Here is an 18,113-nt window from a genome sequence, read left to right on the forward strand (position 1 = left end):
CAGCACGCCGGCCCGGAGCGGCGCTCGCACGGGCGCGCCCGCGCGGTCGGGTGCCCGCGCGGCCGCGCCCGCTCGACCGGCCCGCGCGGCCTCCGGCACGGGCAAGGCCACCTACCGCCGTCGGCGGCTCCTCGCTCTGACCCTCCTGCTCGCGCTCGTCGTGGGCGTCGCCTTCGGGGTGCGGGCCGCGACCGACGCGCTCGCGGCGGCCGACGAGACGTTGCCCCGCCTCGTCAGCTCGACCCCGATCGCTGCCGAGGACCTCGAGGAGGCACCGCCCGGGCCTCCGACCGAGGAGGAGCTCGCGAACCCGGTCGACTGCCGCCCCAGCGCCATCGGCCTCACGGTCGATCTCGCCAGCACCACGGTGGCGGCCGGAGGCACCACCGCCATGCCCGTCACCGTGACCAACACGGGCCAGGTGCCCTGCCTCGTGGACGTCGGCGCCCAGCTGGTGCTGACGATCTACTCCGGGGAGGACATGGTGTGGACGTCGCAGCACTGCGCCTCCGCCGGCGCGCGACGCATCCTGCTGGACGTCGCGAGCGAGGACGTCACCAGCTTCCGCTGGACCGGGACCCGCAGCGCCTCCGGGTGCCCCGACGGGCAGCCGGTCGCGGCCGCCGGCACCTACCGCGCGGTCGTCACGCTGATGAGCGTCGACGAGGCGCCCGAGGTCGTCGCGACCGTGGAGCAGCCCTTCACGATCGTCTGAGCCGGTGGCTCAGGAGAAGCGCTCCAGCAGGCTCGACTCGGCCTGGCGGGACAGCCCCTCGCGGACGGAACGGGCGCGCTGGGTGCCCACGCCGTCGACGACCTCGAGGTCCTCGATGGTGGCCGAGAGCATGCGCTGCAGCGAGCCGAAGTGCGTGACCAGCGCCGTGACCACCGTGGAGGGCAGCCGGGGGATCCGCATCAGCATGCGGTAGCCGCGAGGAGCGATCGCCGAGTCGAGCGCCTCGCCCTGGCGCCCGCCCAGGCCCAGCACCCGCGAGATCAGGGACAGGTCGAGCAGCTGCGAGGAGTCGAGCGCCGCGAGGTCGCCCAGCACGTCCGCGAGCGTGCGTGCCGAGCGCTCGTCGAGGTAGTCGCGCACCACCAGCTCCAGCCCGGAGCCGATGCCGCCGCTCATCTCGTCGAACTGCAGCTCCAGCAGCCGGCCGTTGGTGCCCAGCTCGATGACGTAGTCGTCGATCTCGACCGAGATCCGGCGGACCATCTCCAGGCGCTGCACCACGGCGGCGACGTCGCGGACCGTGACGAGGTCCTCGATCTCCAGCGCCGAGAGGGTGCCGGCGACCTCGTCGAGGCGCTCCTTGTATCGCTCGAGCGTGGCGAGCGCCTGGTTCGCGCGGGACAGGATCGCGTCGGAGTCCTCGAGCACGTAGCGCTGGTCGCCGACGTAGAGCGCGACGATCCGCATCGACTGGCTCACCGAGATCACGGGGAAGCCGGTCTGCTTCGCGGCGCGCTCGGCGGTGCGGTGGCGGGTGCCGGACTCCGTGGTCTCGATCGCCGAGTCCGGGAGCAGCTGGACGGCGGCACGCAGGATCCGCGTGGCCTTCGCGTCCAGCACGATCGCGCCGTCCATCTTCGCGAGCTCGCGCAGCCGGGTCGAGGAGAACTCCACGTCGAGCTCGAAGCCACCGGTGCAGATGCTCTCGACGACGGAGTCGTACCCCAGCAGCATCAGCGCACCCGTGCGGCCGCGCAGGATCCGCTCCAGCCCGTCACGGAGCTCGGTGCCAGGGGCGACCCAGCCCAAGATCTCGCGCAGCGACGGCGTGGGCAACTCCGCACTTCCTTCCTGCGTCCAGCGGCTGGTCTGGGCGAGAGTCTAGGCGGGACTCCGAGCTGTGCCCTCCACCTCGTGGATGATCTCGCCTCAGCCCTTCGCCGCCAGCGCAGCCCCGACGGCGGCGCGCAGGTCGGGTGCCTCGGTCACCGACATCCCGGCGGGCGGGCCGCCGAGCAGCTCCGAGCGGGCGGGCACGATCGCGCGCGTGAAGCCGAGCCGCCGCGCCTCCGCCAGCCGCCGGCCGGTACCGACCACGGGCCGCAGCTCACCCGCCAGCCCGATCTCGCCGACGGCGACCAGGCCCTCGGCGAGCGGTTCGTCGCGGCGCGAGCTCACGACCGCGAGCGCCACCGCGAGGTCGACGGCGGGCTCCTGGGCCCGCGAGCCGCCGACGGTGGAGACGTAGGTGTCGAACCCCGAGGCGTCGAGACCGAGTCGGGCGGAGAGCACCGCGAGCGTCATCGCGACCCGTGAGGAGTCGAGCCCGTGCGTGGCGCGGCGGGGCTGCGGCGCCGTGGTCTTGGCGAGCAGGGCCTGCACCTCGATCGGCATCGGGCGCCGGCCGTCGAGGGTGACGGTGACACAGCTGCCCGGCACGGCGTCGCGCCCACCGGACAGGAACAGCCCCGAGGGATCGGGCAACCCGTGGATGCCGGCCTCGTCGAGCGAGAAGCAGCCGACCTCGTCGACCGACCCGAACCGGTTCTTGACGGCGCGGACCAGCCGCAGCTGGGCGTGCTTGTCGCCCTCGAACTGGCACACGACGTCGACGAGGTGCTCGAGCACGCGCGGCCCGGCGATCGCGCCATCCTTGGTCACGTGGCCCACCAGCACCACCGGGAGCGCGGTGCGCTTGGCCACCGAGATCAGCGCCGCCGCGACCTCCCGCACCTGCGAGACGCCCCCGGCCGACCCATCGACCTGGGCCGACGCGATCGTCTGCACCGAGTCCACGACCAGCAGCTCGGGCTGCTGCGCCTCGATGTGGCCGAGCACCCGACCCAGGTCGGTCTCGGCGGCCAGCATCAGCGTGGGCCGCAGCGCTCCGATGCGCTGGGCGCGGAGCCTGACCTGGGCCGCGCTCTCCTCGCCCGTGACGTACAAGACCTTCGCTCCGCCGTCGGCGGCTCGGGCGGCGACGTCGAGAAGGAGGGTCGACTTGCCCACGCCGGGCTCGCCGGCGAGCAGCACCACGGCGCCGGGCACGATGCCGCCCCCGAGCACCCGGTCGAACTCGCCGACGCCCGTGGGGCGGTAGGCGGCGGCGTGCGCATCCACGTCCGCGATCGCCTGCGCGGGTGCGCCCGGCCGGGTCGTCGCGGTGCGGGGGCCGGTGGCCTCAGGTCCGCCGGCCTCGACCAGCGTGCCCCACGCCTGGCACTCGCCGCAGCGACCCACCCACTTGGGCGCGTTCCAGCCGCACTCGGAGCAGGTGAAACCCGCACGGGCGGGCTTGGCAGCGGTCTTGGCACTCACCCGGCGAACCTACCCGCCGCCCCCGACAGGACTACTCGGCGAGCCAGGCGGCGAAGGCGTCGACCGAGTAGGGGCGGCCGAGGAAGTCCGCGACCAGCTCGGCGGCGTCCTTCTGACCACCGGGCGCCAGCACCACGTCGCGGTAGCGGTGGGCCACCTCGGGGTCGAACATGTTCGACCGGTCGAACGCCGAGAACAGGTCCTTGGCGATCACGAGCGACCACATGTACGTGTAGTAGCCCGAGGAGTAGCCGTCGAGGTGCCCGAACGAGGCGGCCATGTGGGTGCCATCGATGAACGGGAACAGCGAGTAGGCCTCCTGCAGCTCCTTGGTGCGCGCGGTGATGTCGGGCGTCTGCTCGGCGTGCAGGTAGTACGAGAGCGCCGCGTAGAACATCTGGGTACGGGCGTCGGAGCCCTTGCCGAAGTCGTTGGCGGTGCGCATGCGCGCCACCAGCTCGGCCGGGATCGGGTTGCCCTCGGCGTCGGTCGCGAACGAGCGCAGCACGTCGGCGTCCCAGGCCCACTCCTCCAGGAGCTGGCTCGGAGCCTCCACGAAGTCCCACTCGGTCGCGACGCCCGAGAAGCGCACGTACTGCCCACGCCCCGCCAGCACGTGGTGCACCAGGTGCCCGAACTCGTGGAACAGGGTCACGACGTCGTCGTGCTCGATCAGGCCCGTGCCCACGTTGCAGCCCAGCACGCCCTCGGCCAGCTGGCGGCCGGCGACACCCGGCTGCAGGTCGAACTGGGCGGCGTGCTTGTACTTGCCCTCGCGCGGGTGCAGGTCGAGATAGATCCGCCCGACGCGCTCGCCGTTCTCGGTCAGGTGCACGTCGTAGGCGTCGACGTCCTCGTGCCAGAGCACCGCGTCAGGTGCTGGCCGGTAGTCCAGCCCGAGCAGCCGCCCGGTCACCTCGAGCAGACCGTCCCGCACGCGCGTGAAGTCGAAGTAGCGCCGCACGTCCTGGGCGTCGACGTCGAACCGTTCCTTGCGGATCTTCTCGGTGTAGTAGCCGGCGTCGGCGCGGTCGATCGTGGTGGCCTCGGGGCGGTCCTGCTGCAACCGCTCCAGCAGCAGAGCCACGTCGCGCTTCCCGCTCTCGGCCGACGCCTCGGCGATCTGGTCGATGAACTCCGCGACGGCGGAGCCCGACCCGATCATCTTGACCTCGGTGTCGTAGTCGGGCCAGCTGGCGTACCCCACGAGCGCGGCGAACTCCCGGCGCAGCCCCAGCAGCTCCTGGAGCAGCGCGTCGTTGTCGGGCCACGCGCGGCTCAGGTAGGCGATCGAGAGCCGACGGCGGGACTCGGCGTCGTCGGCGAACATCATGAACGGCACGTAGTCGGGGTAGTCGGTCGTGACCTCGACAAGCCCGTCATCGCCGACAGGGTGCGCGTCGATCCAGTCCTGCGGCAGCCCGGCCAGCCGGTCCGGCGTCACCCGGATCGAGCGGACGTCGTCGCGGATGTTCTTTCCGAACTCCTGGCTCAGCTGCACCATGCGCTCAGAGATCTCGGTGACGCGGGCGCGGCTGGCCTCGTCGCCGTCGACGCCGGATCGGCGGAAGTCACGCACCACGCGCACGAGCAGTCGCGCCGCGAGCGGGTCCGTCGCCGCGACGGCCGCCGGGTCGAGGGCGCTGAACACCTCGAACAGGTCGCGATCGAGCGAGAGCTCGGTCCGCAGCCGCTCGACCTCCTGCACGGCGTCGTCACCACGCGCGCGGGTGGCCTCGTCCGGATGGAGCTCGGACATCGTGTGGGCCGGCGCCGCGAGGTTGGTCAGCGTCAGCTCGAGGTCGTTCCAGCGGGCCGCGGCCTCGGCGGGATCGGTGGGGCGGTCGCGCTTGAGCGCAGCGATGCCCTCGCGGGCCTGCGCGAGCAGGGTCGTGGTGCGCTCGGCCAGCCAGTCGGCCGCGCCCTCGGGGGCGGGGAGGTTCAGCGGTGCGGGTCCAGCGGGTGCGTCGGTCACGGCCGCAAGCCTATGCGCCCCATCCGACACCACTATCGTTGCCCGGGTGACCGATCCGTCCCCCCTCGATCCCGTCGACACCGGCGAGGAGGGCGAGACCAGTCGTCGATCCCGGCGCTCGCGCGCCGAGACCGACGGCGGAGCCTCGCCCGGCCTGTGGGGTCGCCGTCGTCTCGTGATCCTGCTGGGCGCGGCCGTGGCGGTGCTGGTGATCGTGGCTGCGGCGCTGCTGCTGACGCAGGGGCGCGGGCAGCAGGAGCCGCTGACGGTCGAGACGACCACCGTGGTGGGGCCGCCGCCGACCCCGGCGGAGGACCCGATCGAGCGCGACACCTCGACCGCGCTGCTCGCCGCGCTCCCGGGCGCGGTGCTCGGCTACGCCGTGAGCGAGCAGGTCGAGTCGGCGGCGATGCTCGAGCTGGAGGCGCTCGAGGGGTGGCAGCTGACCTACTCCAGCACGGGCTCGGAGGTCGTGCTCCAGGTGGGGCAGTGGTCCACGGCCGCGGAGAGCTCCGCCGCGGCGACCTCGCTCCTGGGCGATGCCACCGCCACCGAGTCCGGCGACGTGCTCGTGGCCGGCGAGGCCGTGGGCACGTTCACGACGGTCGCCGTCGACGAGACGACCGAGCGCACGATCTGGACCAACAGCACGCTGGCGTTCGTGATCGAGGGCCCGAGCGGGTCCACGCGCACGTTCTACGACGCGTTCCCGCTGTGAGCGCAGGACCGATGGCCGAGCGAGACCAGCCGACCGTCGCCCTCGTGGGCGCGGGCGTGATGGGTGAGGCCGTGCTGGGCTCGCTGGTGGCGGCGGTGGGCGCCGAGCGGGTCACCGTCACGGACGGACGCGAGGAGCACGGTCGCGCCGTCGCGCAGCGGCACGGCGTGCGGTGGGCGGCCGGCAACGCCGAGGCGGCTGCCGGCAGCGACGTCGTCGTGCTCGCCGTCAAGCCGAAGGACGTGCCCGGGGTCTGCGCCGACCTGGGCCAGACGTTGTCGCCGGACGCCCTGGTCGTCAGCGTCGCCGCCGGGATCACGACGGCGGATCTGGCCCGCCGGCTGCCCGCCGGCACCCGCGTGGTGCGGGTGATGCCCAACACCCCGGCGACGATCGGGCGCGGTATCGCGGCCCTCAGCGCCGGTGGCGCGGCGCAGCAGCGCGACCTCGATCTCGTGGCCGGCCTGCTCGCCGGGACCGGCGAGACGGTCCAGGTGCCCGAGGCGCAGCAGGACGTCGTCACCGCGGTGTCGGGCTCCGGGCCCGCGTACGTGTTCTACCTGCTCGAGGCGATGCGTGACGCCGGCGTCGCCGGAGGGCTCGAGCCCGAGCTCGCGCTCCGGCTCGCCCGGCACACGGTCGCAGGCGCGGCCGAGCTCGCGCTGGCGTCCGACCAGGATCCCACCGTGCTGCGTGAGCGGGTCACCTCACCAGGTGGCACGACCCTCGCCGCGATCACCGAGCTCGACGAGCGAGGGGTGCGTGACGCCGTCGGGCACGCCGTGCGCAAGGCGTGGGAGCGCGCGGCCGAGCTGGGCAGGACCGACCCCTCCTGACCTCAGGGGCGGCTCGCGAACTTCTCGAGCAGCGTGGTGTCGCCGGAGAGGATCAGGGTGTCCTCGGCGTCGATGCGGGTCTCCTGCGTGGCGTACTCGAACGGCTTGCCGGGGGCCTTCACGCCCACGACCATGATCCCGTAGCGCGACCGCAGGTGCAGGTCGCCGACGGTGAAGCCCCACGTCTCCTTCGGCGGGCGCATCTTGACGATCGTGAAGCCGTCCTCGAGCTCGATGAAGTCCAGCATCCGGCCCGAGACCAGGTGCGCCACCCGGGTGCCGGCGTCCCACTCGGGGTAGACCACGTGGTGCGCGCCGATGCGCTGCAGGATGCGGCCGTGCTCGGCGGAGATCGCCTTCGCCCAGATCAGCGGTGTGCCGAGGTCCACGAGGTTGCCGGTGATCAGCACGCTGGCCTCGATCGAGGTGCCGACGCCGACCACCGCCACCGGGAAGTCCTTCGCGCCCACCTGGATCAGCGCCTCGGGGTTGGAGGCGTCCGCCTCCACCAGCGGCAGCCGGTCGGACCACTGCTGGATCAGCTCGGCGTCCTTCTCGACGCCGAGCACGTCGCGGCCCAGCTTGTCGAGCGTGAGCGCGATCGCGGCACCGAAGCGGCCGAGGCCGATCACGAGCACGCCGGAGTCGGCGGTCGGCTCGGGGCCTTTCGTGGGGTTGCCGCGGGGGCGGTCGTCAGCCAATGATCGGCCTTTCCTCAGGCAGTCGGATCACGCGGCGCCGGTTGCGCAGCGCGAGCGCGGCCGCGAGTGTCATTGTTCCCGTGCGTCCCGCGAACATCAGCGCGATCAGCACGTACTTCGCCGAGTCCGGCAGCGACGCGGTGATACCCGTGCTCAGGCCGCATGTGGCGAACGCGGAGATCACCTCGAACAGGATCACATCCAGGTGCAGGTCGGTCAGGATCAGCAGTGCGAGCGCTGCCAGACCCACGAAGGTCGCCCCGATGAAGGCGACTGCGATCGCGAGCCGGACCACGCCGCCCTCGACCCGTCGCCCGAACGCCTCGATGTCGCGGTCGCCGCGCGCCTCCGCGAAGATCGCGAGCAGCATGACGGCGAACGTGGTCACCTTGATGCCGCCACCGGTCGAGGCCGAGCCACCTCCGATGAACATCAGCGCGTCCTGCATGAACCAGGTGGCCTCGCTCATGTCGGCGATGTCCACGGTCGAGAACCCGGAGGAGCGGGGCGTCATGCCGGCGACCATCGCGGCGAGCACGCGACCGTGCAGGGGGAGCCTGCCGAACGTCTCGGTGTTGTTCCACTCGAAGGCGCCGATCAGCAGGACGCCGAGCAGCCACAGCCCCAGGCTCGTGGCGATCGTGAGCTTGGCGTGCAACGACCACCGGCGCGGGTTCCGCCAGCTCGAGGCGACCGAGAGGATCACCGGGAACCCGACGGCGCCCACGAACGTGCCGACGATGATCGGCAGGCACATCCACCAGTCGCTGACGAACGGTTGCAGCCCGCCGTCGAGGATGAGGATGCCCGCGTTGTTGAACACCGACACCGCCATGAACCAGCCCTGCCACAGCGCCTCGCCCAGCCCGAAGCCCTCGGCGAGGAACCGGGGCACGAAGATCAGCCACAGCCCGAGGGTGAGGACCAGGCTGGCGCCGATGACCGCCCGCACCAGCGAGCCCACCTCGCCGAGCCGCGTGAGCTTGGTCTCGGCGGCGGCGAGGAGCTTCGTCGTCAGGCCCATGCGGCGCGAGACCGCCAGACCGAGGATCGAGGCCAGCGTCATCACGCCGAGACCGCCGACCATCATCCCGAACATGATCACGACGTGGCCGAACTCCGACCAGTACGTCGGCACGTCGGTCGTGACCAGACCCGTGACGCAGACGGCGGAGGTCGCCATGAACAGGGCCTCGACGAAGGGTGCGCGCTGGCCGGAGGAGGTCGCGATCGGCAGCGAGAGCAACGCCGTCTCGATCGCGACGACGCCGAGGAAGACGAGCAGCGTCAGCCGGGCGGGGGAGCGCCGGGCGACGGCGTCGATCGAGTCACGCACGCGCGAGACGAACGCCGGCAGCTCACGCGCCACCTCGTCCCCTCCCGCTCGACCCGACCGCGCCATCCACGCCGGGAGTTGTCGGGCATTACTGTGCCACCTCACCGGGGCGTCGGGGCGATAGCGTGGCCCGCATGGCGGCAGACGAGCGCGCGATGCTGCTGTGGACCCCGGAGCTGCTGAGCTACGACTTCGGTCCCGGCCACCCGATGTCTCCGCTGCGGCTGCGGCTGACGATGGAGCTGGTCTCCGCGTTCGGGCTGCTCGACCGGCTGGACGTGGTCGCCCCCGAACCGGTCGACGACGCCACGCTGCGCCTCGTCCACGAGCAGGAGTACATCGACCACGTCCGCGCCGAGGACGCCGGCGACCCGCCCTCGCGCTGGGGGTTGGGTGGGCCCGACAACCCGGTGTTCGCGCACATGCACGAGGCCAGCGCGCGGATCGTGGGCGGCACGGTCGCCGCCACCCGCGCGGTGTGGCGGGGTGAGAAGGTGCGCGCGGTCAACCCCGCCGGCGGCATGCACCACGCGATGGCGCGCTCGGCCTCGGGGTTCTGCGTCTACAACGACGTCGCGGTCGGGATCGCGGCCGCGCTGGCGGAGGGTGCTGAGCGGGTCCTCTACGTCGACGTCGACGCCCATCATGGCGACGGCGTCGAGCGCGCCTTCTGGGACGACCCGCGGGTGCTGACGATCTCGGTCCATCAGACCGGCCAGAGCGTCTTCCCGGGGACCGGGTACGCGCAGGACGCCGGGGGACCACGGGCGCGCGGCTTCGCCGTCAACGTGGCGCTGCCGCCGCGGACGGCGGACGCCGCGTGGCTGCGGACGATCGAGGCGATCGTCGAGCCGCTGGCGCAGGAGTGGCGACCACAGCTGGTCGTCAGCCAGCACGGGGCCGATGCGCACGGGCGCGACCCAATCACCGATCTCGACATCTCGGTCGACGCCCAGCGGGCTGCCGCCCTCATGGTGTGCGACCTCGCCGAGCGGTTCGCCGAGGGCCGCTGGGTCGCCACCGGGGGCGGCGGCTACGACCTCGTCAGCACGGTGCCGCGGGCCTGGACCCACCTGGTCGCGGTGGTCGCGGGGGCGCCGATCGACCCCGGGTCGCCGACACCGCCGGCATGGCTGGAGTACGTGGGGGACCTGCTCGGCCGTGACGGCCCGGCGACGATGACCGAGGGTCGCCCGGCGACCTTCCGGCCGTGGGAGGAGGGCTACGACCCCGAAGACCCGGTCGACCGGGCCATCCTGGCGACCAGGCGTTCGGTCTTCCCCGAGCACGGCCTGGACCCGCTGGTCCGGTAGGGTCGCAGGAAGCAGCACCCGCGAGATCGCCGTCGATCGCCGGAGCCAGGAGCCGTGGGCTTCCTGTTTGTCGGTGGCAGGCCCTAGAGTTCTGCTCACGTCGGGGACAGGGAGTGGCACGAACGAACGTGCCGTGGAGGGAGTGGACGCATGGCTCAGCCCGGTGCGCCGCGATTCCTCACCGTCGCCGAGGTCGCCCAGCTCGCCCGGGTCTCCCGCATGACGGTGTATCGCATGGTCCACGCAGGTGATCTCCCGGCGATCCGTGTCGGGAAGTCCTTCCGCGTCCCTGAGGCCGCTGTCGACGAGATGTTGTCCGAGGGTTTGCCGTTGCCGGAGTCCTCGGCAGAGGCTCGCTGAAGGCACCGGTAGACTGGTCCGCTGGTGGGCGGGCGTCTCGTCTGCGTCCGCCGTCCTAGTCATCTATGTCAGTGAGGTCCCCATGGGTTCCGTCATCAAGAAGCGCCGCAAGCGCATGGCGAAGAAGAAGCACCGCAAGCTGCTCCGCAAGACGCGCCACCAGCGCCGCAACAAGAAGTAGCCGTCCGCACGGAGCGTTCGCCGCTCCCGTGCTCACCCCGAAGGCCCGCGTGGTCGACCCCTGAGGTCACCTCGCCGTCGTCTCGGGGCTCGCTGAGGCCGGACCCGCCAGGGTCCGGCCTTTCGCATGCCGGCGGCCGCTGCCGCTGCCTGGCCCTCCGCCAGCACGCTGCCGCTGCCTGGCCTTGCCGCCAGCACGCTGCCGCTGCCTGGCCCTGCCGCCAGCATGCCGCCGCTGCCTGGCCTTGCCGCCAGCATGCCGCCGCACTGCTCCTTCCGCCCCGCGCCCTGCCGCCCTGCCCCTCCCTGCCCCGGCCGGATCATCCCCGCGGTTGCTGCCCTGCCCTCCCTCGGGCCCGATCCCTCCCGCGGAAAGCGCTTTGGGGTGGTCGCGGTCTACCGGATGGACCGAGGTGACCCCGAACCCCATCTCGGCTTCGGCGTCAAGCACTCTCCTCGTGCCCAGCTGGCCGTCGGTGCGCTGTGGGGTCACCTCGGTCCACGGGATGGCCCCAGCCGACCCCGAACCCGCGCCTGCTTCGGCGACAGCACATCACCCTCGTGCCCGGCTGGCCGTCGGTGCCACTGTGGGGTCACCTCGGTCCACGGGATGGCCCCAGCCGACCCCGAACCCGCGCCTGCTTCGGCGTCAGCACATCACCTCGTGCCCGGCCGGCCGTCGGGCCACTGTGGGGTCACCTCGGTCCACCGCATGGCCCCAGCCGACCCCAAAGCGCTTTCCGCGCGGGAGGGGCGGTGGCGGGAGGGCGGTGGCGGGGGATGGGGTCGGGGTCGGGTCGGGGGACGCGGGGGCGGGGAGTGGTGGGTTGTCGAGGGCACCGCGGCGCCTCGGGTCCCGGCCTTCGCACTGCCGCTGTCGTAAGGTCGGTCCCATGGCTGCTCGAGTCCAGCTCCTCGGCCGGCAGGGGTGCCACCTGTGCGACGCCGCACGACGGGTGGTCCGCTCGGTGTGCGACCCCGACGGGATCGCGTGGGAGGAGATCGACATCGACGCCGATCCCACGCTGCAGGCGCGCTACGGCGAGCTGGTGCCGGTGGTCCTCGTCGACAACGTCCAGATCGGGTACTGGCGCATCGACGCGGCGAAGGTCCGCGCCGCGTTGCGGTGAGCGAACGGGGCGAAACACACAAGTGCGGCAGCCCCCGGTCGGGGACTGCCGCACTGGGCGCTCAGCGGTTTGCTGGCGCGACCGTGGGGGCCGGTTCAGGCCTGCTTGACGGCCGCGACCTCGATCGAGATCTTGACGTTGTCGCCGACCAGGAGGCCGCCACCCTCGAGAGCGACGTTCCAGGTCAGGCCGTAGTCCTTGCGGGAGATCTGGGTGGTGGCCGAGAAGCCGACGCGCTGGGCGCCGTCGGGACCGGCAGCCGCACCGTTGTACTCGACCGCGAGCTCGACCGGCCTGGTCACGCCGTTGATGGTGAGATCGCCGTTCACGGTGAACGTCTCGGACTCGCCGTCGCCCTCGACCGAGGTCGAGGCGAAGGTCCAGGTCGGGTTGTTCGCGGCGTCCCAGAAGTCGGGGGAGACGAGGTGACCGTCGCGCTGGTCGTTGCCGGTGCTCACCGAGGCGGCGTCGATGGTGACGCTCACGTTCGAGCTCGTGAAGGGCTCGCCGATCGTGATGGCGCCCTCGACGCCCGTGAAGCGCCCGCGCACCTTGGCGATGCCGGTGTGACGCACGGTGAAGCCGAGCTCGGAGTGGACCGGGTCGATGTCGTAGGTGCCGACGGGGATGCTCATAGAGGTCTTCCTTCTGGTCGAGTGTGGTCTGCGTAGACAACTAGTACAACATTCAATTAGGATGGTGTCAAGGAGGTATCGATGACCCACTGGCTCGACCTGGAGCAGCAGCGTCACTGGCGTTCCCTGCTCACGGGCACCAGCGCGCTGTTCGCCGCGCTCAACCACGACCTGGAGGCAGGCTCCGACCTCGCCCTCAACGAGTACGAGGTGCTGGTCAGGCTCTCGGAGAGCCCGGACCGCACGCTGCGGATGTCGGTGCTCGCCGAAGGGCTCGTGCACTCACGCTCACGGATCACCCACACCGTCTCGCGGATGGAGCGGCGTGGTCTGGTCCGCCGCCAGGCCGCGTGCGACGACGGCCGTGGGGTCGACTGCACGATGACCGACGAGGGGTACGCGGCGCTGGTCGCGGCAGCGCACGTGCACGTCACCTCGGTGCGCGCACGCCTGGTCGACGTCCTCACGCCCGCTGAGCTCGCGGCCATCGGTGAGGGCTTCGAGAGGGTGACGGCCAGGATCGTCGAGGACCGACCCGTCTGACCCCTCAGGGCCCGACGGCGCAGCCCTGGTCATGCGGTCCCAGGAACCTTTGCGAGACTACGACCATGCCGGCAACCCGCGTCCACCTCGTGCGCCACGGCGAGGTCAACAACCCCCTGGGCGTCCTCTACGGGCGGCTCCCGGGGTACGGCCTGTCCGACCGTGGGCACCGGATGGCGGAGCGGCTGGCCGAGCACTTCTCCCGCGCGGACGTCACGCACCTGGTCGCCTCGCCGCTCCAGCGTGCGCAGGAGACCATGGCCCCGCTGGCGCAGACGCTCGACCTGCCCGTGCACACCGACGAGCGCGTGCTCGAGGCCGACAGCGTGTTCGAGGGCCTCGACCTCGGCCCGAACCCTGCGCAGCTCGCCCACCCCAGGTACTGGCGCCACCTCGTCAACCCGTTCAAGCCCTCCTGGGGTGAACCGAATCGCCAGATCGTCGCCCGCATGACCGAGGCGATCCGAGCCGCCCGCGCCGCCGCCGAGGGGCACGAGGCGGTCATCGTCTCCCACCAGAACCCGATCTGGACGACCCGGCTCGCGCTCGAGGGCCGCAGCTTCGTCCACGACCCGCGCCGCCGCCAGTGCACGCTGGCCTCGGTCACCACGCTGTCGTTCGACGGCGGCACCCTCGTGGGCCTCGACTACTCCGAGCCAGCGGGCGACCTGCTGCCGGGCGCGAAGGCGATCACGTGAGCGCCTCCCGCCGCGCGGTGCTGCTGGGCGCCGTCGGGCTGCTGGGCGCCGGCGCGCTCGCGGCCTGCAGCAGCGACGAGGCGCCAGAGGACTCCGACGGCGTCGACACCAGCTACGTCTCCGGTGACGGCACCGCCACCGAGTGGGCGCCCGACCAGCGCGAGGACCCGGTCGAGCTGGCCGGCCAGACCATGGCGGGGGACGCCGTCGACCTGGCCGACTGGCGCGGGGCGCCGGTCGTGCTGAACTTCTGGTACGCGACGTGCCCGCCCTGCCGCAAGGAGGCGCCGGACCTCGCCGCTCTCTCGACCGAGCTGGAGCCGGAGGGTGTGCGCTTCCTCGGCGTCAACCACACCGACGAACCTGCGACCGCGCTCGCCTTCGAGCGGACCTTCGCGATGCCGTACCCGACGCTGCACGACGCCGATGCCTCCGGCGTCGCCGCACTGCAGGGACTGGTGCCGTTGCAGGCGATGCCGAGCACCGTCGTGCTCGACGCCGAGGGTCGCGTGGCCGCCCGCATCATCGGGCTCGCGGAGAGCAGCACCCTGAAGGCGATGATCACCACGGTGCTGGCGGAGTCGTGACCTGGGTGACCAACCTCGGTGAGTGGTTCGCGAACACCGCGTTCTCGGGTCCGATGCTGGCCGCGATCCCGGTCGCGCTGCTGGCCGGGTTCGTCTCGTTCGCGTCCCCGTGCGTGCTGCCGCTGGTGCCCGGGTACCTCGGCTACATCGGAGGCATGGTCGGGAACGAGCAGTCGGCCCCGCAGGGCACGACGGCGACCCGCGCCACCCGTAGCCGTCTCGTCCTGGGCGTGGCGCTCTTCGTGCTCGGGTTCTCGCTGGTGTTCGTGCTCGTGACGGCGGTGTTCTCGTTCGGCGTGGCCATGCTCCAGTGGCAGGACGTGCTGTACCGCGTGCTCGGTGTGGTGGTCGCCGTGCTCGGGCTGGCGTTCATGGGGCTGATCCCGTTCCTGCAGCAGGAGCGCCGGATGCACCTGCGACCGCGCGCCGGGCTCTGGAGCGCGCCGATCCTCGGGATCACCTTCGGCCTGGGGTGGACGCCGTGCATCGGCCCGACCCTCGCGGCGGTCCTCGCCCTCGGTGCGTACGCCCCCGAGCGCAGCATCGCGCTCACGGTCTGCTACTGCCTCGGCCTCGGCCTCCCGTTCCTGCTGGTGGCCCTCGGGCTGCGGTCCTCGGAGCGGCTGCTGGGCTTCCTGCGCCGCCACCGCCTGGTCATCATGCGGGTCGGTGGAGCGCTGCTGGTGCTGATCGGGCTCGCGATGGTGAGCGGGCTGTGGGCGCGACTGATGAGCGCGTTGCAAGGTCTCGTCCTCGGCAGCACCACGGTGATCTGATGGCGCGCTACGTACCCGAGGGTCTGAAGCAGGAGGGGGCCGACGCGCCCGCCGCCTCCGAGGGGCCGCGCGGTCCTGCACTGGGCGTCCGCGGCTGGCTGCGCTGGGGCTGGCGGCAGCTGACGAGCATGCGGGTGGCGCTGATGCTGCTGCTGCTCCTGGCCGTGGTGGCCCTGCCCGGCTCGTTCTTCCCGCAGCGTCCGCAGAACCCCGAGGCGGTCGCCCAGTACCTGCAGACCAACCCCGACCTCGGCCCGTTCCTGGACCGGATCGGGATGTTCGACGTGTACGGCTCGCCCTGGTTCTCGGCCGTCTACCTGTTGCTGTTCATCTCGCTGATCGGCTGCATCGTGCCGCGCACGTTCGCGCACGCACAGGCGATGCGGACCGGCCCGAGCCGGGTGCCGCGCAACTTCTCGCGGTTCCCGGTGCGTGCGCGGCTGCGCACCTCGGCCCCGCTGAGCGCGGCCGTCACGGCTGCGGAGTCGGTGCTCGGACGCGGGTACAAGCGACAGACGACCGACCGCGACGGCGTCGTCGAGATCTCCGCCGAGCGCGGCTACGGCCGCGAGACCGGCAACCTCGTGTTCCACCTCGCGCTGGTCGGGCTGCTGGTCGTGACCGCGTGGGGTCAGCTCGTGCAGTACCGCGGCCAGGCGGTCGTGGTCGAGGGCGACAGCGCGGTCAACTCGGCCGTCGACTACGACTCGTTCACCTCGGGCGCCTGGTTCGACTCCGGCAGCCAGGAGCCGTTCCGGATCCGGCTGGAGGAGTTCACGTCCCGCTTCACCGACGCCGCGCGACCGGACGAGTTCATCGCCGACGTCACCCTCACCCGCGGCGACGGCGAGGTCTCGACGGCGCGGATCGAGCCCAACAGCCCGCTCAGCGTGGGCAGCGCCCGGGTGTACCTCACCGGCAACGGCTACGCCCCGGTGATCACCGTGACCGACGCGAGCGGCGAGGTCGCGTTCTCCGGGCCGGTGCTGTTCCTCCCGCAGGACACCGCCTACACCTCGACCGGTGTGATCCTCGTGCCCGACGCCAACCGCGGTGAGCCCCAGCTCGGCTTCTCGGGCCAGCTGTACCCCACGGCGCTGCGCGCCGAGGACGGCACGGTGCTCGGCTCGACCTTCCCGCTGCCGCAGGACCCGGTGCTCATCCTCAACCTGTGGACCGGTGACCTGGGGCTCGACGACGGAGCACCGCAGAACCTGTTCACGCTCGACATCGCCGGGCTCGAGCAGGCGATGGACGTCACAGCCGACGGCTCCGAGTTCCCGCTGGAGCTCGAGCTCGCCCCGGGGGACACGGTCGAGCTGCCCGACGGGCAGGGCGCGGTCACCTTCTCCGAGCTGCGCAGGTTCGCTGCCCTCGACGTGCGGTGGGACCCCTCGGTGCCGTGGATGGGCGTGTTCGCGGCGCTGGCGTTCCTCGGCCTCGCGGCGTCGTTGTTCATGCCCCGACGCCGGATCTGGCTGCGCATCGAGGAGGGCGCGAGCGGTACCGTGGTCCACGCCGCGGCGTTGGCGCGGGGCGACGACCCCGGCCTGCAGCGTGAGCTCGACCGGGTCACCGGCGCGTTCGGGAAGAGACGGACAACGGCGGAGGCCAAGAACGATGAGTGAGATCAGCACAGCTCTGGTGCTGGGTGCCGTGGTGGTCTACCTGATCGCGATGGTGAGCTTCGCCGTCGACATCTCGGGGCTGGGCCGCCGCGCCCCGCAGCGCCCGGTGCGCAAGGCCGCCAACATCGGCATGGCGCTGAGCTGGCTGGGCGTCGGCCTGCACGCGGCGGGGCTGGTGCTGCGCGGCCTGGCTGCCGGCCGCGTCCCGTGGGCGAACATGTACGAGTTCAGCCTGACGTTCGCGCTCGTCGCGGTGCTCGGCTTCCTGCTGATCCAGCGCAGCCGCGACATCCGTTATCTCGGTGTCTTCGTCACGTTCCTCGCCGTCGCGGTGCTCTACGTGGCGTTCTGGCACCTGTTCGTCGAGGCCGACGGTGTGCAGCCGATCCTCGACTCCTACTGGCTGATCATCCACGTCTCGGTCGCCGCAGCCTCGACCGGTGTGTTCTCGATCGCCGCCGGCGCATCGATCCTGCAGCTGGTCCAGCACCGGCAGTCTCGCCACGTTCCTGCTGCCCAGCAGCCGGTGCGGGTCGGGGCGGCCGGGGGTGCCGGTGACGCGGCGGTCGAGAGCGACGCGGTCGCCGAGCCCGCCCCTCCGTCCAGCTTCGTCGGCCGCGTGATGGCCCAGCTCCCGGGCGCCGAGTCGCTGGAGCGGTTCGCCTACCGGCTCAACGCCGTCGCCTTCGTCGGCTGGACGCTCACGGTGGTGGCGGGCGCGATCTGGGCCGAAGCCGCCTGGGGTCGGCCGTGGGGCTGGGACCCGAAGGAGACCTGGTCGCTGGTGATCTGGCTGATCTACGCCGCGTACCTGCACGTGCGCGCGACGGTCGGCTGGTCGATCAACCGGTTCGCGTGGTTCGCCCTGATCGGGTTCGTGGCGCTGCTGGCGAACTTCTACATCGTCAACGTGTTCATCCCGGGGAACCACTCCTACAGCGGGCTCTGAGCCCGAGCAGGTCCAGCGAGTCGGCCGAGCGAGGCTCGGCTCAGCGGGGCTCGGTGGGTCCGGGCTCGTCCTCGACGGCGTCGCCCGCGTCCGTGCTGTCGTCGGCCGGCTTCTGCTGGTTGTTCTGCTGAGCCGCGCGACGGCGTCGCTCGAGCTCACGCAGGAACTCCGGGTCGTCGTCGGGCGCGACGGGGCGGCTGCGAGGCACCTCGGGGCCGGGCTTGCCGAGCCGGGACACGACCAACCAGATCACGGTCCCGAAGAACGGCAGCAGGATCATCAGGGCCACCCACACCCAGAGCGGGAGGTTGCGGCGGGTGCGGGCGTCGGCCTGCGCGCAGTCGACGATCCCGTAGATCACGGTCGCGAGGACCAGCAGAGCGAGCACCTGACGCATGCCAAGAGCCTACGTCGTGCCCGCCCTGTCTCCGTACGGCGCGGGCCTCCGGGCGCCGGCTGACCGTCCCCGCCGGA

The 18,113-nt window shown here is 72.1% G+C and carries 20 protein-coding genes; 13 read left to right on the forward strand and 7 right to left on the reverse strand.

Translation table 11 applies throughout. The features are described 5' to 3' along the window. A partial coding sequence (locus GPA04_RS21000) for a hypothetical protein (RefSeq protein WP_162458580.1) occupies nucleotides 1–715 on the forward strand: 715 nt, incomplete at its 5' end. 9 nt (nucleotides 716–724) lie between these two features. Here GPA04_RS21000 and disA read toward each other — a convergent pair. The 3 genes from disA to GPA04_RS09880 form a co-directional block, all read right to left on the reverse strand. Beyond that, nucleotides 725–1,792 carry a DNA integrity scanning diadenylate cyclase DisA gene (gene disA / locus GPA04_RS09870; protein WP_156223936.1) on the reverse strand — a complete coding sequence of 356 codons (1,068 nt, stop codon included), beginning with the start codon at nucleotides 1,790–1,792 and terminating at the stop codon, nucleotides 725–727. Between the two features lie 93 nt (nucleotides 1,793–1,885). After that, on the reverse strand, nucleotides 1,886–3,274 hold the full coding sequence (gene radA / locus GPA04_RS09875; protein ID WP_156223937.1) for a DNA repair protein RadA: 1,389 nt from the start codon (nucleotides 3,272–3,274) through the stop codon (nucleotides 1,886–1,888). A 31-nt stretch (nucleotides 3,275–3,305) separates the two neighbouring features. After that, a complete protein-coding gene (locus GPA04_RS09880) occupies nucleotides 3,306–5,249 on the reverse strand; it encodes a M3 family metallopeptidase (protein WP_156223938.1) in 1,944 nt (647 codons plus the stop codon). Nucleotides 5,250–5,295: 46 nt separating this feature from the next. On the opposite strand from GPA04_RS09880, the gene GPA04_RS09885 reads away from it, so the two are divergent. Both GPA04_RS09885 and proC read left to right on the forward strand, forming a co-directional pair. Beyond that, on the forward strand, nucleotides 5,296–5,967 hold the full coding sequence (locus GPA04_RS09885) for a hypothetical protein (RefSeq protein ID WP_156223939.1): 672 nt from the start codon (nucleotides 5,296–5,298) through the stop codon (nucleotides 5,965–5,967). An 11-nt stretch (nucleotides 5,968–5,978) separates the two neighbouring features. Then, complete coding sequence (proC, locus tag GPA04_RS09890; protein WP_156223940.1) at nucleotides 5,979–6,803, forward strand: pyrroline-5-carboxylate reductase; 825 nt, start codon at nucleotides 5,979–5,981, stop codon at nucleotides 6,801–6,803. A gap of 2 nt (nucleotides 6,804–6,805) precedes the next feature. On the opposite strand, the gene GPA04_RS09895 is transcribed toward proC, so the two are convergent. Both GPA04_RS09895 and GPA04_RS09900 read right to left on the reverse strand, forming a co-directional pair. Then, nucleotides 6,806–7,504, reverse strand: coding sequence for a potassium channel family protein (locus tag GPA04_RS09895; RefSeq protein ID WP_156223941.1), 699 nt, complete (start codon nucleotides 7,502–7,504; stop codon nucleotides 6,806–6,808). Beyond that, nucleotides 7,497–8,873 carry a TrkH family potassium uptake protein gene (locus tag GPA04_RS09900; RefSeq protein WP_241680716.1) on the reverse strand — a complete coding sequence of 459 codons (1,377 nt, stop codon included), beginning with the start codon at nucleotides 8,871–8,873 and terminating at the stop codon, nucleotides 7,497–7,499. The genes GPA04_RS09895 and GPA04_RS09900 overlap by 8 nt, the downstream gene beginning before the upstream one ends. Before the next feature lie 101 nt (nucleotides 8,874–8,974). Here GPA04_RS09900 and GPA04_RS09905 point away from each other — a divergent pair, with 101 nt between their 5' ends. The 4 genes from GPA04_RS09905 to GPA04_RS09920 all read left to right on the forward strand — a co-directional run bounded on the left by GPA04_RS09905 (nucleotide 8,975) and on the right by GPA04_RS09920 (nucleotide 11,823). Continuing rightward, complete coding sequence (locus GPA04_RS09905) at nucleotides 8,975–10,153, forward strand: acetoin utilization protein AcuC (protein WP_156223943.1); 1,179 nt, start codon at nucleotides 8,975–8,977, stop codon at nucleotides 10,151–10,153. 150 nt (nucleotides 10,154–10,303) lie between these two features. After that, complete coding sequence (locus tag GPA04_RS09910; protein WP_156223944.1) at nucleotides 10,304–10,513, forward strand: helix-turn-helix domain-containing protein; 210 nt, start codon at nucleotides 10,304–10,306, stop codon at nucleotides 10,511–10,513. Between the two features lie 82 nt (nucleotides 10,514–10,595). Continuing rightward, nucleotides 10,596–10,694: a 30S ribosomal protein bS22 gene (locus GPA04_RS09915; protein ID WP_003792170.1), complete on the forward strand. Its 99-nt coding sequence runs from the start codon at nucleotides 10,596–10,598 to the stop codon at nucleotides 10,692–10,694. Between the two features lie 892 nt (nucleotides 10,695–11,586). Beyond that, nucleotides 11,587–11,823, forward strand: a complete 237-nt coding sequence (locus GPA04_RS09920; protein WP_156223945.1) for a glutaredoxin family protein — start codon at nucleotides 11,587–11,589, stop codon at nucleotides 11,821–11,823. Nucleotides 11,824–11,918: 95 nt separating this feature from the next. On the opposite strand, the gene GPA04_RS09925 is transcribed toward GPA04_RS09920, so the two are convergent. Further along, nucleotides 11,919–12,458, reverse strand: coding sequence for a YceI family protein (locus GPA04_RS09925; RefSeq protein WP_156223946.1), 540 nt, complete (start codon nucleotides 12,456–12,458; stop codon nucleotides 11,919–11,921). An 81-nt stretch (nucleotides 12,459–12,539) separates the two neighbouring features. Between GPA04_RS09925 and GPA04_RS09930 the strand changes: the two genes are divergently transcribed. The 6 genes from GPA04_RS09930 (at nucleotide 12,540) to ccsB (ending at nucleotide 17,639) form a co-directional block, all read left to right on the forward strand. Then, complete coding sequence (locus tag GPA04_RS09930) at nucleotides 12,540–13,001, forward strand: MarR family winged helix-turn-helix transcriptional regulator (protein ID WP_156223947.1); 462 nt, start codon at nucleotides 12,540–12,542, stop codon at nucleotides 12,999–13,001. Nucleotides 13,002–13,066: 65 nt separating this feature from the next. Further along, entirely contained in the window at nucleotides 13,067–13,699 is a 633-nt protein-coding gene (locus tag GPA04_RS09935) for a histidine phosphatase family protein (RefSeq protein ID WP_156223948.1), read from the forward strand. Beyond that, nucleotides 13,696–14,286, forward strand: coding sequence for a TlpA family protein disulfide reductase (locus GPA04_RS09940; RefSeq protein ID WP_241680717.1), 591 nt, complete (start codon nucleotides 13,696–13,698; stop codon nucleotides 14,284–14,286). The genes GPA04_RS09935 and GPA04_RS09940 overlap by 4 nt, the downstream gene beginning before the upstream one ends. Nucleotides 14,287–14,339: 53 nt before the next feature. Next, complete coding sequence (locus GPA04_RS09945) at nucleotides 14,340–15,062, forward strand: cytochrome c biogenesis CcdA family protein (protein ID WP_156224107.1); 723 nt, start codon at nucleotides 14,340–14,342, stop codon at nucleotides 15,060–15,062. Next, nucleotides 15,062–16,690, forward strand: coding sequence for a cytochrome c biogenesis protein ResB (gene resB, locus GPA04_RS09950; RefSeq protein WP_156223949.1), 1,629 nt, complete (start codon nucleotides 15,062–15,064; stop codon nucleotides 16,688–16,690). Before GPA04_RS09945 ends, resB begins: the two co-directional genes overlap by 1 nt. Then, nucleotides 16,683–17,639: a c-type cytochrome biogenesis protein CcsB gene (gene ccsB, locus GPA04_RS09955; protein WP_156223950.1), complete on the forward strand. Its 957-nt coding sequence runs from the start codon at nucleotides 16,683–16,685 to the stop codon at nucleotides 17,637–17,639. The genes resB and ccsB overlap by 8 nt, the downstream gene beginning before the upstream one ends. Before the next feature lie 40 nt (nucleotides 17,640–17,679). On the opposite strand, the gene GPA04_RS09960 is transcribed toward ccsB, so the two are convergent. Beyond that, the gene (locus GPA04_RS09960; protein WP_156223951.1) at nucleotides 17,680–18,036 is read right to left on the reverse strand and encodes a PLD nuclease N-terminal domain-containing protein; all 357 of its coding nucleotides are present in this window, start codon (nucleotides 18,034–18,036) and stop codon (nucleotides 17,680–17,682) included. Between the last annotated feature and the right edge of the window lie 77 nt (nucleotides 18,037–18,113).

The organism is Pseudactinotalea suaedae (assembly GCF_009733815.1).
Taxonomy (GTDB): Bacteria; Actinomycetota; Actinomycetes; order Actinomycetales; family Beutenbergiaceae; genus Pseudactinotalea; species Pseudactinotalea suaedae.